At 54.1% G+C, this 14,279-nt stretch carries 14 protein-coding genes; 7 read left to right on the forward strand and 7 right to left on the reverse strand.

Going from position 1 to position 14,279, the window contains the following annotated elements:
- Positions 1-204: 204 nt before the first annotated feature.
- From BCV73_RS23395 to BCV73_RS23405, 3 genes are all read right to left on the reverse strand, one after another.
- Positions 205-993 (reverse strand): SDR family NAD(P)-dependent oxidoreductase, encoded by a 789-nt coding sequence (locus BCV73_RS23395; protein WP_076173987.1) that lies wholly within the window; start codon positions 991-993, stop codon positions 205-207.
- Between the two features lie 245 nt (positions 994-1,238).
- On the reverse strand, positions 1,239-1,961 hold the full coding sequence (locus tag BCV73_RS23400) for an SDR family NAD(P)-dependent oxidoreductase (RefSeq protein ID WP_076173792.1): 723 nt from the start codon (positions 1,959-1,961) through the stop codon (positions 1,239-1,241).
- Positions 1,958-2,353 carry a MerR family transcriptional regulator gene (locus tag BCV73_RS23405; protein ID WP_256992960.1) on the reverse strand — a complete coding sequence of 132 codons (396 nt, stop codon included), beginning with the start codon at positions 2,351-2,353 and terminating at the stop codon, positions 1,958-1,960. Before BCV73_RS23405 ends, BCV73_RS23400 begins: the two co-directional genes overlap by 4 nt.
- A 257-nt stretch (positions 2,354-2,610) precedes the next feature.
- Here BCV73_RS23405 and BCV73_RS23410 point away from each other — a divergent pair, with 257 nt between their 5' ends.
- Positions 2,611-3,540, forward strand: coding sequence for a copper amine oxidase N-terminal domain-containing protein (locus BCV73_RS23410; RefSeq protein WP_076173794.1), 930 nt, complete (start codon positions 2,611-2,613; stop codon positions 3,538-3,540).
- Between the two features lie 98 nt (positions 3,541-3,638).
- Positions 3,639-4,205, forward strand: coding sequence for an AAA family ATPase (locus tag BCV73_RS23415; RefSeq protein WP_076173795.1), 567 nt, complete (start codon positions 3,639-3,641; stop codon positions 4,203-4,205).
- 30 nt (positions 4,206-4,235) lie between these two features.
- Here BCV73_RS23415 and BCV73_RS23420 read toward each other — a convergent pair whose 3' ends face one another.
- The 3 genes from BCV73_RS23420 to BCV73_RS23430 all read right to left on the reverse strand — a co-directional run bounded on the left by BCV73_RS23420 (position 4,236) and on the right by BCV73_RS23430 (position 6,659).
- The gene (locus BCV73_RS23420; protein ID WP_076173796.1) at positions 4,236-4,604 is read right to left on the reverse strand and encodes a sensory rhodopsin transducer; all 369 of its coding nucleotides are present in this window, start codon (positions 4,602-4,604) and stop codon (positions 4,236-4,238) included.
- Positions 4,605-4,767: 163 nt separating this feature from the next.
- Complete coding sequence (locus BCV73_RS23425; protein WP_089548718.1) at positions 4,768-5,928, reverse strand: MFS transporter; 1,161 nt, start codon at positions 5,926-5,928, stop codon at positions 4,768-4,770.
- 122 nt (positions 5,929-6,050) lie between these two features.
- Positions 6,051-6,659: a PadR family transcriptional regulator gene (locus tag BCV73_RS23430; protein WP_343219945.1), complete on the reverse strand. Its 609-nt coding sequence runs from the start codon at positions 6,657-6,659 to the stop codon at positions 6,051-6,053.
- A 261-nt stretch (positions 6,660-6,920) separates the two neighbouring features.
- Here BCV73_RS23430 and BCV73_RS23435 point away from each other — a divergent pair, with 261 nt between their 5' ends.
- From BCV73_RS23435 to BCV73_RS23455, 5 genes are all read left to right on the forward strand, one after another.
- Complete coding sequence (locus BCV73_RS23435) at positions 6,921-8,678, forward strand: cache domain-containing sensor histidine kinase (RefSeq protein WP_089548719.1); 1,758 nt, start codon at positions 6,921-6,923, stop codon at positions 8,676-8,678.
- On the forward strand, positions 8,671-10,236 hold the full coding sequence (locus BCV73_RS23440) for a response regulator (RefSeq protein ID WP_089548720.1): 1,566 nt from the start codon (positions 8,671-8,673) through the stop codon (positions 10,234-10,236). The genes BCV73_RS23435 and BCV73_RS23440 overlap by 8 nt, the downstream gene beginning before the upstream one ends.
- Positions 10,237-10,355: 119 nt before the next feature.
- Complete coding sequence (locus BCV73_RS23445; protein WP_089548721.1) at positions 10,356-11,696, forward strand: ABC transporter substrate-binding protein; 1,341 nt, start codon at positions 10,356-10,358, stop codon at positions 11,694-11,696.
- A 201-nt stretch (positions 11,697-11,897) separates the two neighbouring features.
- Positions 11,898-12,797, forward strand: coding sequence for a carbohydrate ABC transporter permease (locus tag BCV73_RS23450; protein WP_089548722.1), 900 nt, complete (start codon positions 11,898-11,900; stop codon positions 12,795-12,797).
- Positions 12,798-12,802: 5 nt separating this feature from the next.
- Complete coding sequence (locus tag BCV73_RS23455; RefSeq protein ID WP_481855800.1) at positions 12,803-13,642, forward strand: carbohydrate ABC transporter permease; 840 nt, start codon at positions 12,803-12,805, stop codon at positions 13,640-13,642.
- A 91-nt stretch (positions 13,643-13,733) separates the two neighbouring features.
- On the opposite strand, the gene BCV73_RS23460 is transcribed toward BCV73_RS23455, so the two are convergent.
- Positions 13,734-14,168: an Rrf2 family transcriptional regulator gene (locus tag BCV73_RS23460; RefSeq protein ID WP_089548723.1), complete on the reverse strand. Its 435-nt coding sequence runs from the start codon at positions 14,166-14,168 to the stop codon at positions 13,734-13,736.
- Between the last annotated feature and the right edge of the window lie 111 nt (positions 14,169-14,279).

The raw sequence follows: 14,279 nt of genomic DNA on the forward strand, positions 1-14,279 counted from the left end.
GTTTGCCGGGTCTGTGGCCCTCGATCAGAGCGCACATAACACTTGCATAGGGATGCTGGATGCTTGAAAGAACCGCAATCCAAAATGGCGCCACAGGGATCTGTCCCTATGGCGCCATTTATATTTATTAAAATCACATGCCAAACTAGATGCGAATTTGGGATTGAAGGATATTTGTGCTATCCGGCCAGTCCCTTTGTACTCCTACACCCCGTAATGCGTAACGCCTCCATCAACAAATAAATTTTGCCCCGTAACGTATCCCGCTCCTTCGGAACAAAAAAACAGAACGGGAGCGACCACTTCCTCCAAACGGCCATACCTCCCCATTGGCGTCCGCTGTTCAATCATTTTTTGGTTATCCGGATCGTCGAGGGCTTCTGCGTTAAGAGAAGTCCGGATAAACCAAGGACTAACCGCATTGACGGTAACGCCATATCGGGCCCACTCGCTGGCAAGCTGTTTTGTCAATTGCACGACGGCCGCTTTGCTGGGCCCATATGCCGTTGAGAATGACAGCGTTAGTTCCGATGCCACGGAAGCGATATTTACGATACGGCCGCTTTGGCGTTCGATCATATGGCTTCCTGCCGCCTGAGACATCAAAAAAACAGATTTTAAGTTGGTATCGACCACAAAGTCCCATTCTTCCTCACTGAGCTCAAAAGCGGAATGGCGAATGTTTGTCCCGGCATTGTTGACCAATATGTCGATTTTCCCGAATCTTTCCACCACTTGTTGAACGGCCGAGTCTACGGAACGCTTATCGGTAACATCGCAAGCGATGCCGAGCGCACGCCGCCCGGTAGCAAGGCTAATCTCATGAGCCGCTGCAAGTACCTCGGCCTCGGTCCGGGCAGTCAATGCGACATCCGCCCCCGCCTGGGCAAGCCCCTCAGCAATCGTTCTTCCGATCCCGCGGCTGGCACCTGTAACGATAGCCACCTTTCCGTTCAAATCGAAGTTGACGTTGACCACTTCATATCCCTCCATGAAAATGCATATTTTTCGAATCAGGATGATTTCCGTTGCTCGACTAGCCTTTCGTAACCATAGCATGACCAGGTGGTCGCCTTCTGATCATAAAACACGCACTAACATAAGTAAAATGCATATTAATCATCACAACCATATCAAAATTGTTATATAAAAATCATATTAAAAATGATATGACATTCATATGATGCATTTGATAAGCCATTGGAAAACCATCATGACCATTCCGTTTCAACAAAGGGCTACCAGGCAATAGCCCGGCGTTCCCGGAAATATCCACCGCTGGGGCCGTCCTCTCCCGCAGTGGCCAGCCACACGGCCGTATCGGCCCCCTCCGCCACCGAGTGCGGAGCATCCGACCCGCCCATATCGGTCCGCACTCTGCCGGGGCAGACCGCATTCGTTTGAATGCCATATGCCGCGGCTTCCTGGTCCACCAACACCGTCAGCGCATTCAGCATCGTTTTGGAAATCCGGTAAGCAGAGGATGAGCCCTTAAGCCCGAGGAGACCCTGCATCACCTCAAAAGAACCGAGACCGGACGACATGTTGACGATCCGCCCGTACCCTCGCTCCTTCATCAACGGCACCACCGCCTGGATCATGCGCAGCGCGCCGAAGAAGTTGGTCTCCAGCGTTTCTTTCATCACATCCTCTTCCACGTCCAGGACAGATACGCCTCGATCCAGAATGATGCCCGCGTTGTTAATGAGAACGTCCAGCCTGCCATGTTCCTGCCGGATTCGATCCACTATCGCATCGATGCTTCCCGGGTCCTGCAGATCCACCACCTGGACCTCCAGCTCAAGCCCCTCCAAACGCAGCTCGAATACGGCTTGCCGCCCCTTCTCTTTGCTCCTGCAGCCAATGATGACATGCAGCCCTTTTTGCGCCAACTGTCTGGCGATTTCCTTTCCGATCCCGCGATTCCCGCCGGTGATCAGTGCAACCCGCTTGCTATTCACTCCCAATCGTCTCCTTTCTCTAGCTCACGTCTCCAAGCGGTCAGGCATGCCCGCAAATGGTCTTCCGCTTTTCGAAGCGTGTCGATCCGCTCCCCAATCTCCGCCAGCTTGGCTTCCCCCACCCGGATCGCTCCGGGCAAGCATTCCCGCCGAACCTCCTCCGATCCGGCGCACGGATAGGCATCGCTGATTTCTTTGGCGCTTAGCCCAAGGCTGAAGTACAGCTGGATGATCCGAACGCGCTCGACATCGGACAAGCTGTACTCCCGGTACCCGTTATCCAGCCGGACGGGATGAAGCAGCTCCTTCTCCTCGTAATACCGCAGTGAGCGCAGGCTGACGCCCGTCGCGCGGGACAGCTCGCTGATATGCATCATCGTCACTCCTTTCATCGGCCTTGCAGCCATCTGTTAAAGCAAGTGTAAACCCTCACATCATGTGAAGGTCAAGCGATGTTTTGCGGGCGGATTTATTATTCACCCTGATTCGATGGGCTGTCCGTTAATTTTTCTGGTAAGTGCATTGGAAAACGGGGCTGGTTGAGGCCATGACCTCGGTCTTATGGGGGGTGGTTAAGATGTAATGAAGTCATACTTTCTCGTTTATAGGACGTTTATATATAGGAATATCTAAACAGGAGGGACGAATGATGAAGAAAATCACCATGGCCTCGATTCCATTTCTCTGTGCAGCAGCTCTCATGCTGCCGGACCACAGCATCGGTACAGCAGCAGCCAGAACCAATAGCGGAACTCATGTCATCATCAATAAACAAGATCTGGCACCCGAAGATGTCCTTATAAAAAACAACCAAATATTTATTAGCTTCACTGAAGCTAAAGCGCTAGATAATCTAACTTTCCAATGGAATCACGCTGCAAAACAAGTGACCGCAAAAGGCAAGGATACCAGTCTATTGCTTACCATCAACCAAACAACCGCCCTGAAAAACGGAAAAGCTGTGAAGTTGAACACAGCTCCGTTTATCTATGATGGAAAAACGATGATCCCCCTGCGATTTGTCACGGAAACCATGGGCGGCTCTGTTACCTGGAATCCATCCACTCAGACAGCATACATCGCAAAGGCAAGCTCATATTTGACCAGCGATCTCCTGAGTGATGAGTTAAGCGTTGCAAGGAATGCGGCGATCAATCTTCCAAGAGTGTCACTGCTGCCTAAAATAAATACTCCCACTTACGAGACTTCAAGTATCCAGTATTATTTTCCAAAAAATGTGCACGATCAATTTTTTGAAAAAAACAACAATGCCATCAGTTATTTTGAAATTTCTGATGATATCGCTTATTTGAAATGGCAAGGCTTAATCACCAAAAAAGCAAGTACTCAAAAGCAGCTGTATTTTATTTACGGAACGATAACCAACGAAATTGGAACACGGCCATCAATTAAAGACTCCACATTCGCCGCCTTCCATTGGATGCCGCATATCGGATCGACCGGCTATAGCTTGATTCATAAGGACAATTGGAACGATGTTGTGTTCAAGGAAACGGAAGTGGATCAAAATAACGCAAAACCAAACTATATTATTGTTCAGATTCCTGAAGAAGAATAGAAACTGGCCTAGTTACCCGGTGGATCGAAATGTTGGATTGATCAGGCAGGATCTCCCTTCCAGAGAATCGAATTTATCGTTAACGGGAGGCGAGGATCATGGCAGTTTATAGACCGGACAGTGCAAAGATACCGGACAAAATTCGCATTATCGGCTCGGTCGGCAGCGGCAAATCGACCTTGGCAAGAGCGTTGTCCGACCAATTGGGCATCCCTTATTATGAATTGGATAATATGGTGTGGAGGCGCACGGGCCACGGAGACGTAAAGAACAGCTTCGAGGAAAGAGACCGTATCCTGAACGGCATTCTCGAGCAGGACCGCTGGATTATCGAGGGTGTCCATTATCAGTGGGTGCAGCGGAGCTTCGCGGACGCGGACCTGATCGTTTACGTCGATACGCCGATCTGGGTCCGCAATTACCGCATACTGAAGCGTTTTACCGTGCAAAAGCTGGGGCTTGCGCAGGGGAACTACAAGCAGACGTTCAGCATGCTCCGCAAAATGTACCAATGGAACTACCGGCACGCGAAAAAGGAAAAGCCGGAAATCATGCAGATCGTTGAGCCATACCGCGGAAAGCTGCGGATGATCCGCAATTCGTCTGTGCGGCAGGCTTTAATGCTGTCCGAAAAGCCCGGCCCTAAAGGGATTGAAGTACCCTAAAGGGCCTGAGGGGTCAAAAAACCTGAATCTCTATTCCTTCACCGGAAAGGCCATGACGCTCATCAGCGCGTTCTCTGCCTGCGTAGAATCCAGCCGGCTGTACTGCACAAAAATCGGTGCGCTGCCGGTGACCTCCATGGCATAAGGAACCCCTTTCGGTATGTACTTCCCTTCCACGTTCAGATGGGCCGTGCGGATATGATGCGTCCGCTGCCCCCCCACAGTCGCCGTCATGCCCAGGATCGGTTCCCGGTCTTCGAAAAAAGCGTTGACCGTCACCGTCACTTCTTCTCCGCTTAAGTTCAGCACGCAAATCGATTCGTGGCTTTCCAGCTGGCCGCTGCTCGTCGGTGGAATGTACCCGTCGGGAATAATCCACTGTAACTGACCTTTGGACATTCGAATCCCTCTTTTCGAAAAAAGTTTTGCCGTGCCTCCTTAGCTAGGCCCATAAGACGGAGACGCGGCTTTTTTCCATTATAAACCTCTCAGGGAAGCGATTACATCCAATATTCCTTTCTTTTTGGTTAAAAAACAGGGCGCCCTGCTAAGCCGTAAATTATTACTCTACGGCCGCCTGCTCCACCTGCCGCTTCGCCAGCGGTTTGCGGACGAATGCCAGAAAGATCAGCGCGGATACGGCAACGGATGCGGCGCAGACGCCGAACAGCGTATTGTACCCCGTATACTGCGACACCCAGCCCAGCAGGATGGAGCCCAGGCCGATGCCGAGATCAAAGGCGGTCATGTACGAAGCGCTGGCCGCGCCCCGCCGCTCCGGATCCGCAAGCCGCAGGTTCACCGCCTGCATGGCCGGCTGAGCCGAGCCGAAGCCGATGCCGTACAGCACGGCGGCGGTGATGACGCCCGCAAGCCCGCCGGCGAAGGCAAGGACGAGCAGCCCCGCCGCCGTAACGGCCAGCGCCGGCACGATCACGTAAGCTTCGCCGAGCCGGTCGGCCAGCTTGCCGGCCACCGGCCGCGCCAGCGTCAGCGCCAGGGCGTAGACGAGAAAGAAGGTGCCGGCGTTCACCCGGACCGATTCGGCAAAGAGCGGCAGAAACGTCGTGATCCCGCCGTAAGCCGCCGACAGGAAAAACAGCGACGAGGTGACGGGAAGCACCGATTTTTCGAAAAAGACGATTTTCCGCCGCTCCGCCTTGACCTGAAACGGAATCCGGGTCAGAAAGACCAGAATGAAGGCCGCGGCCGACAAGCCGGTCGCCAGCAGAAACAAATCGTGAAATGAGCCGCTCTGGTGCACCCAGGTCCCGAGCATCGGTCCGACTGCCATGGCGATCGTCATCGCCAGGCCAAACCAGCCCATGCCTTCACCGCGCCGCTGGACGGGAATGATGTCGGTGACCGATGTGCTAACTGCCGTGGTAGAGAGCGCCCAGCTGGCCCCATGAAGAATCCGCAGTCCGAGAAGAACGGCGATCCCGCCAACCCAGTCATACAGATACATGGACAATACGAAGAAGAGCAATCCCCAAATCATAAAGGGCCTTCGGCCGTAACGGTCGAGCAGCCCGCCGACAATGGGACGAAACAGAACGGCGCTCAGCGTGAACACGCCGGTTACGAGCCCGACTTGGGATTCGTCCCCGCCCATCTCCTTGATAAAGAGCGGCATCGTCGGCAGCAGCAGATAAAACCCAGTGAACAGCACCAGCATAGCGGCCGTGATTTGAATAAAAGACCTCGTCCAGAGCCTTTCCATAGATGAATTCCTCCCTAACCATAAATTAAAGTGGTTTCATGTGCTCCAAATCTTCTGGAATCATCGTGCTGGTTCAATCCCTGTGGCGATATTCCTGATCGTCATCTTTCACGACATTTCCATCAATCTTCCTCGGCCTGGATTCGCTCGATCTCTGCCGTGATCCAGGCTTCATCCGCCTCTCCCAGCCGTTTGCGGTAATCAAACATCCGGAGCAGCTGGTTCCGCTGCTTGGCGGGTTCCGGCTGCTGCGATTGCAGGTACGCCTCAAACCGGGACACATACTCCCGGCTTCTTCGGATGATCTGCAGGTAATCCTCCAGACAGGCCAGGCGGACCTCCTTGGTCACGTAGCCGAAATACACCATTTTAAACCGGAAAATCAGCGCGGCCTCCGCTTCCGGGTTCGGCTCAAGCGTCTCCTTCATCAGCTCTTCAAAACGCTGCCGGCCGGCATCGGTAATCGCGTATATCTTCCGGGTTCGCCCGCCCTTCGTCTCTTCTTCGATCCGCAAATGAATCCACCCGGCCTCCGTCATCCGCGAGAGAAGCGGGTAAAGCGTGCCGGAGCTAATCTTACGGCCAAGCCCCACCGCGTTATTCAAGACGTCCTGGAGCATATATCCGTGCTTCTCACCTGTCATCAGCTCGCCCAGAACGAACAATTCGTACACCTCTCTCACCTCCGTTAAATATGTCGTTTCGATATATATTATATGTCGGATCGACATATTTGCAAGCCCCCTTTTTTGAAAATTTCCCCACCTTTTTTACATAGAAAAAGACGTTTTCAGCAGAGAATCCCATATTAGGCTTCGGTCTAATAAACATGCAAAATCACGACATCAGACCATCCCAATACCGATATCCCAAAGGTTCCCGAATCGTCCCTAGGTCCCGGTCCTAGGCCTCTCCTGCCTGTTGACAGCGTTTCCAAAGCGATGACATAATGTTGTACAAAAATCCCGCCTAGGCGGGCGGAGGGAGTAGCCGTGCAGACTTGGAAGAGCCGTTTCAGGCATATGAAAATCAAGAACAAGCTGTCCATCCTAATCGCATTTATCGTAGCCATGACCTTTGCCTTTGCCCTGATTGTGCAGCAGTACGCCTTCTCGGTGTACGACGAGCAGCTGTATGTGAAGTCCTCCCGCGTGCTGTATCTGTCGTCTTCTGCGATCGAAAAAGAGCTCGAACGCCTCGAGCAGCTGTCCTTCAACATCATCACCGACACGCAGATCCAGTCCCAGCTCAAATCCATCGCCCAAAGCGACTCCGATTACGATCGCCTGACCCTGCGCAAGCACATGGTTGACAGGCTCCTCACCTATGTCGGGTCCGAGCCCTCCCTCTACTCGATTCACATGGTCGATGCGGCCGGAGCACAGCAGGATGTCGGCAGCCTGGTTCCCATCCAGGCCGGAAAGCGGGACGTGATTCTCAGGCTGGCGGACAACGCCGAAGGCCAGGCGCGCTGGACCTTCCCCGACGCATCCGATCCGGCCCTGATCCTGGCCCGTCAGATCCGTTCCTACTCGGGCACCATGTTCGACCTGCAGGATATCGGCACCATTTTCATGCGGATCAACATGGAGCGGATCGTGCACGAGCTGGGCGCCGGGGAAGGCGACCTCATCGTGACCTCCGGGCCAGACGTCATTTATCCCTCGCAGCCGCATTTCGATCCCGCCCTCATCCAGAGCTCCATCACTTCCGAGACCGGATATTTTATCAAGGAAATTCAGGGGAAAACGTATTTTGTCGCCTATAACCGTTCTTCCGCCACCGGGTGGACCTACCTGAACGTGACCCCGTTCAACCAAATTTTCCGGCAGATCGTCCTGATCAAGGAAATCGTTATCGGTGTCTTCATTCTGATATTTGCCTTCGCCATTCTGTGGGGCATCCGCTTCTCCCGGGGGCTGACCCGCCCGATCGAGAATCTGATCGCCCGCATGAAGCTCGCAGAGAAGGGGAACTTCGCCGAAGCGAACATTCTTGCCGGCGACCAGGAGCCGCCCGCGATGGACGAACTCGGCCTGCTGCACCGGACGTTCCGCCTTATGGTGGAGAGGATCAACGACCTGATCACTGAAAATTACGCCAGCCGCCTCCTGATCAAGGAGACCGAGTTCAAGGCGCTGCAGGCGCAGATCAACCCGCATTTTCTGTACAACACGCTGGAGTCCATCAACTGGATGGCCAAAATCAACAAACAGACGCAAATTTCGCAAATGGTGCAGGCGCTGGCGTTTCTGCTCCGCAATTCGGTCAGTCTGAAGGAGCCGATCCTGACGCTGAAGGAGGAGCTGGAAATGGTGCAGCATTACATCACGATCCAGAAATTCCGGTTTGAAGAGCGTCTGTCCTTCCACATGGACGTTCCCGAACGGGAGCACTTCCGGAAAATTCCGAAGCTGACGCTCCAGCCCCTGCTCGAAAACGCGATTCATTATGCGCTGGAGCCTTCCGTCGGCACGTGCACCATTTCCTTGACCAGCCGGGAGGAAGCGGACGCGTTTGTCCTCATCGTCGAAGACGACGGCCCGGGCATGGCGTCAAATACGCTTGAGCTGCTGCGGGAAGGCAGGCTGACCACGGCGGGGAACGGCATCGGGCTGCTTAACATCGACGAGCGGATCCGCTTTGCGTTCGGCGAGAGTTACGGGCTCTTCATCGACAGTGCCCCGGGTCTGGGGACCCGCATTCATATCAGGTTACCGAAAGAAATGGAGGGATCCGAGCATGTATAAAGTGCTATTGGTGGATGATGAACGCATCATATTGGACGGCATTTCGCAAATGGTCGACTGGCAGGCCTTCGGGACAGTGCTGACGGGAACGGCCCAGAACGGATTGCAGGCTTACGACCTGATCGCAGCTGATCCGCCGGACATCGTCATCAGCGACATCCGGATGCCCGGACTCGACGGGCTCGGGCTGGTCGCCCAAACCTATGCCACCCACCCGAATGTCAAATTTGTGCTGCTGTCCGGATTCGGGGAATTCGAATACGCCAATCGTGCCATGCAGTACGGGGTCAAGCATTACCTCCTCAAGCCGACCGACGAGACCAAAATCGCCGAGGCGCTGAAGGAAGTGACGGCAGAGCTGGATCAGGAGCGCCGGCGGGAAGCATTTACCCTGGATATGAAACGGCGCTTTGAGAAAGTCATCCCTCACGTCAAGGAACAGGTCCTCCGCGAGTTCGTCACCAATAAAACCTACGGACGGCGGGATCTCGAAGAATACCGCAGCCTGCTTCCCTGCGACTTCGGGCGCCCCGTCCGGCTGCTGCTCTGCCATATTGAGGGCGAAGCCGATTACGAGCACCAATTTGCCGTGAAAAATATCGCCGAGGACCTGCTGCATACGGCGCTGATGAGCACGACGCTGGGCGACCACGCGCTGATCCTTATCTCCGACCCGGAGGATCTGGAGCTGCTTCACAGCCGGCTGCAGGATATCCGCCGCACTTTCCGGCTGTATTACAAAATGAACGTGACCGTCGCCGTCAGCGATCCCGGTCCGATCACGTCCGCGCGGAAGCTGTACCGCGAAACGCTGCAGTGTCTGAACTACCGCTTCTATCTGGACGAGAGCGGGATCATTACACGGAAGGACACGTTTGTGCCCGACGGCGGCGTCAGCGAGTTCGCTTTTGACGAAGAGCGCCTGATGCTGCCCGTTCGCTCGGGTGACCGCGAAGAGGCCTCGCTCGCCCTTTCCGAGTTCATCGCCGAGCTCAAACGGGCCCAGCTCGGCATCGAAATGACGAAGTCGTACGCCATTTCGATGTATGCCGCGCTGGTGCGCCTGGACGGACCGGAACGGATGGCGGAGGCCTACAAGCGGATATCCGAGATCGCCGACATGGGCTCGCTGCAGGCGATTCAGTCGTTCCTCGAAGAGACGGTCCGGGACATGGCCGGGCGCAACTACGAACGGAATGCATTTAAATACAACGCCATCGTGCGGAAGGTGATCGACATCGTGGAAGAGCAGATCGGCAACGCCTCCCTGTCGCTGAACCTCGTCGCGCACGAAATGCTGTACATGAACGCCGACTATCTAGGCAAGCTGTTCAAAAAGGAGACCGGCGAGAAGTTCTCCAACTACGTCATGCGCATCCGCATCCAGCGGGCGACCGAGCTGATGGCCGAAAACCCCGATGCCAAAATTTTCGAGATGGCCGAGCAGCTCGGCTTCGGCGACAACCCGCAGTATTTCAGCCAGGTGTTCAAAAAACAGATGGGCTGCACGCCGTCGGAGTATATCCGGAAGCTGACGGGCGGCATCTCTGCTTTTTAAACAAACAGGTCGGTTTTTTTCCTTACCCGGATCGCCGCAAGCGTTGATAATTGGAAATGTAAGCAGTATCAGATAAAGCACACCAATCTACCGTTAAATCCTATGGGGGAGGAAATGACATGAGAAAAGCGTTAAGCGCCGTTCTTCTTTTTTCCTTAATCACCGGCCTGATCGGCTGTTCCGCCGGGGGCAGCAGCGACAAATCGGCCAGCGGAGGCGACGCCGCGCCTGCAACGACTACATCGGCCGGCGAGAGCAAAGATCCGGTCAAGCTTCGCATCGCCTGGTGGGGCGGACAATCCAGACATGATTACACCCTGAAAGTGATCGAAATGTACGAGAAGCAGCATCCAAACGTTACGATCGAGCCCGAATACGCCCCGTTCGACGACTATTGGAAGAAGCTCGCGCCGCAGGCGGTCGCTGGCGGGCTGCCGGACATCATCCAGATGGACATTTCGTATTTGAGCCAGTACGCCAGTCGCAACCAGCTGGCCGACCTGAAGCCGTTTACCGACAATGGTACGCTGAATGTCGCCGACGTCAGCGAGAACGCCCTGAAGGGCGGCGAGGTCGACGGCAAGCTTATCGCCATGAACCTCGGAGTCAACGCTCTGCAGACGACCTTTGATGTCGAGACGATGAAGAAGAACGGCATCGACATCCCGTCCAAAGACTGGACCTGGGACGATATGGGCAAGCTTGGGGAGCAAGCCAAGGCCAAAGGCTTCCAGATCGGCGGATTCGCCTATCATCATGAGGTGTTCTTCCCGTATTACCTAAGAACGATCGGCCAGAAAATGTACAGCGACGACGGCAAAACGATCGGCTATGCCGACGACCAGGCTTTTATCGATTATTTCACGCGATATCAGCAATGGTATGACAAGGGCTACATCCTCTCCCTCGACAAAGAAGCGCAGAAGAAGGGCGTGGCCGAAGAGGACGAAATCGTTCTCGGCCACTCCATCTCCGGCATCGGCTGGTCCAACCAGTTCCTTGCGGTGGCGAATCTGGTCAAGGACCGTCCGCTCGAGCTGAATCCAATGCCGGGTCCGGGCACAAAGGAAGGGCTGTTCCTGAAGCCTTCCATGTACTTCTCCATCGCGGAATCGTCCAAGCAAAAGGAGGAAGCGGCCAAGTTCATCAGCTTCTTCATCAACGATATCGAAGCGAACAAGCTGATCAAGGGCGAACGCGGGGTGCCGGTATCCTCCAAAGTGAAGGATGCGCTAAAGCCGATCCTGTCCGAGAACGAAGCGAAAATCTTTGATTATGTCACCTGGGCCGAGTCGAACAGCAGCCCCGCTGACCCCCCGAACCCGATCGGATCGGTGGAAGTCGAGAAGCTTCTGCGTGATTTGAGCGAAAAGATTCTGTTCAAGAAAATTCCGATCGACCAGGCGGCGGCGGAGTTCCGCAAAGAGGCCAATGCCATCCTGGCCCGCAGCCAGAAGTAACCGGGAGGGAATCCTCATACTGCCTGAAGGAGCCGGGCCCCGGTCGGGTTCGGCTCCTTCCTTTTGGCTTAGGTGAGAAAAGGTGCCTCTATAGCCCCTCTATTTCCAGAGGGACAGCCGGGTTACACTTCACCGGCGTTGTACTGCTTTCGCTCACAATGCTGTACGTATCCAATTTTGTAAGCTTAGGGGTTGACGATAATGAAAAGGCTGCGGGATAACGAGCACCTCACCGGTTACGTATTCACGTCTCCGTTCGTGCTGGGCTTTCTGATCTTTACCCTGTATCCGGTGCTGTCTTCACTGTATTATTCCTTCACCGACTACAACCTGATGGAGGCGCCGAACTGGCTCGGCCTGGACAACTACAAGCGGATGTTCATGGAAGACGACAAAATCGGCAAATCGTTTCAGGTCACCTTTACGTATGTGCTGGCCAGCGTGCCGCTCCGTCTGATCTTCGCCCTGTTCGTCGCCATGATCCTGAACGTAGCGACAAAAGCCGTGGGCCTGTACCGTTCGGCCTTCTACCTGCCGTCCCTGATCGGCGGCAGCGTCGCGGTGTCGATCATGTGGCAGCAGATCTTCGGGGATCAGGGGCTGGTGAATTCCTTCCTGAACCTGATCGGCATCCACACCTCGACCTCGTGGATCGGCAATCCGAGCACCGCGCTGTGGACCTTGATCGCCCTGTCCACGTGGCAGTTCGGCTCGTCGATGATCATTTTCCTGGCGGGGCTGAAAAATATACCGAAAGACTACTATGAGGCAGCGGGCGTGGACGGCGCCAATGCCATCCGGCGGTTCTTCAACATCACGCTGCCGATGCTGAGCCCGATCATCCTGTTCAACCTGACGCTGCAGACGATCTCGGCATTTATGACGTTTACGCCGGCCTACATTATTTCCCGCGGAGAAGGCGGTCCGCTCGACCAGACGCTGCTCTATTCGCTGTACCTGTACCGCAAGGCGTTCTCGCATTTTGAGATGGGCTACGCTTCGGCACTCGCCTGGGTAATGCTGCTCATCGTCGGGTTCCTGACCCTGCTCATCTTCAAATCCTCGACCCGCTGGGTTCACTACGAGACGAAGGGAGACTAACGGCCATGACCATGTCCACACCCAAGCGCGTTATGTACCATGTGCTGGTCGGCATCTTCGCCCTGTTCATGATCTATCCGATTCTATGGCTGGCAGCCAGTTCCCTGAAGCCGAACGACCAAATTTTCTCGACCGCCTACAGCCTCATTCCAAGCCGGCTGGAATTCGCCAACTACGTCTCGGGCTTCAAGGGATTCGGTGGGACGACGTTTGCGACCTTCTTCAAAAATTCGTTCATCATCGTCATTCTGTCGACAGTCGGCGCCGTCGCCTCTTCGGCCCTCGTAGCCTTCGGCCTGGCGCGCACGAAATTTTTCGGCCAGAAGTTCTGGTTCGCCGCCATGATGACCACGATGATGCTGCCGCAGGACGTCGTCCTTGTGCCGCAATACGTCATGTTCGCCAAGTTCGGCTGGCTCTCGTCCTTCAAGCCGCTGATCGTCCCGCACTTCTTCGGCACGCCGTTTTTCATCTTTCTGATCATGCAGTTTATCCGCACCATTCCAGGCGAACTGGACGAAGCCGCGAAAATCGACGGCTGCAGCAAATACGGCGTGTTCTACCGGGTGGTGCTGCCGCTCATCGGACCGGCCTTGATCACCAGCGCGATCTTCTCTTTTTACTGGAGATGGGACGACTTCATCAACCCGCTCATCTATTTGAACAGCCCGGATAAATTCCCGGTCTCCCTTGCGCTGAAGCTGTTCCTCGACGGCGAATCGCTGAACAACTGGGGCGGCATGTTCGCTATGGCCACACTGTCGCTTCTGCCGGTCGTGATCGTATTTTTCATCTTCCAAAAATACATCGTCGAAGGCATCAGCACCACCGGTTTGAAAGGATAACAATAATGTTTTCATAAGCATGCCGTTCACGGTGCTCAATATAAAACAAAGACCGGATTCCTTAAGTAAGGGAAATCCGGTTTTTTTCATGTTAACTTTCAATTTCTACGATTCCACTCTTCACCATCGAATCAATCGTAACGCCTGACAATTCGTTCTCCATCGTCGTTTGGACCTTCGTGTAAACTCCGTCTAATAAATACGGCATTTTACTTCCTACCGGACAAGTCGGGTTAGTATCCCGATGAATCATAAAAATCTCCTGGTTATCTTCCATCGTAGCACGGTATACATCCAGCAGCGTGATTTGATCCGCCTTTTTGGCCAGGCTTATCGCGGCATTCGTTCCAAGAGTCGATGTAATAAGACCGGCTTTCGTAAGTTTCCTCATGATTCTTCTAATCACCGCCGGATTGGCGTTCACGCTCATCGCAAGCAATTCGGACGTGGTCCGGTCTTTTTTATTAAATTCAAGAAAGCATAAAATATGAACCGCTACAGAGAACTGTTGGCTTCGATTTCCCATTTTTGCAAGGTCCTTCTTTCCGGTTAAAGCTTATGTTTAGTGTATTGATTTTTGAAAAGCAAATCAAACTTAAAATGATGTATCAAAGCATCAACTTGACTTCTTAAGGAT

The sequence above is a fragment of the Paenibacillus sp. SSG-1 genome (assembly GCF_002224835.1).
Taxonomy (GTDB): domain Bacteria; phylum Bacillota; class Bacilli; order Paenibacillales; family Paenibacillaceae; genus Paenibacillus_AQ; species Paenibacillus_AQ favisporus.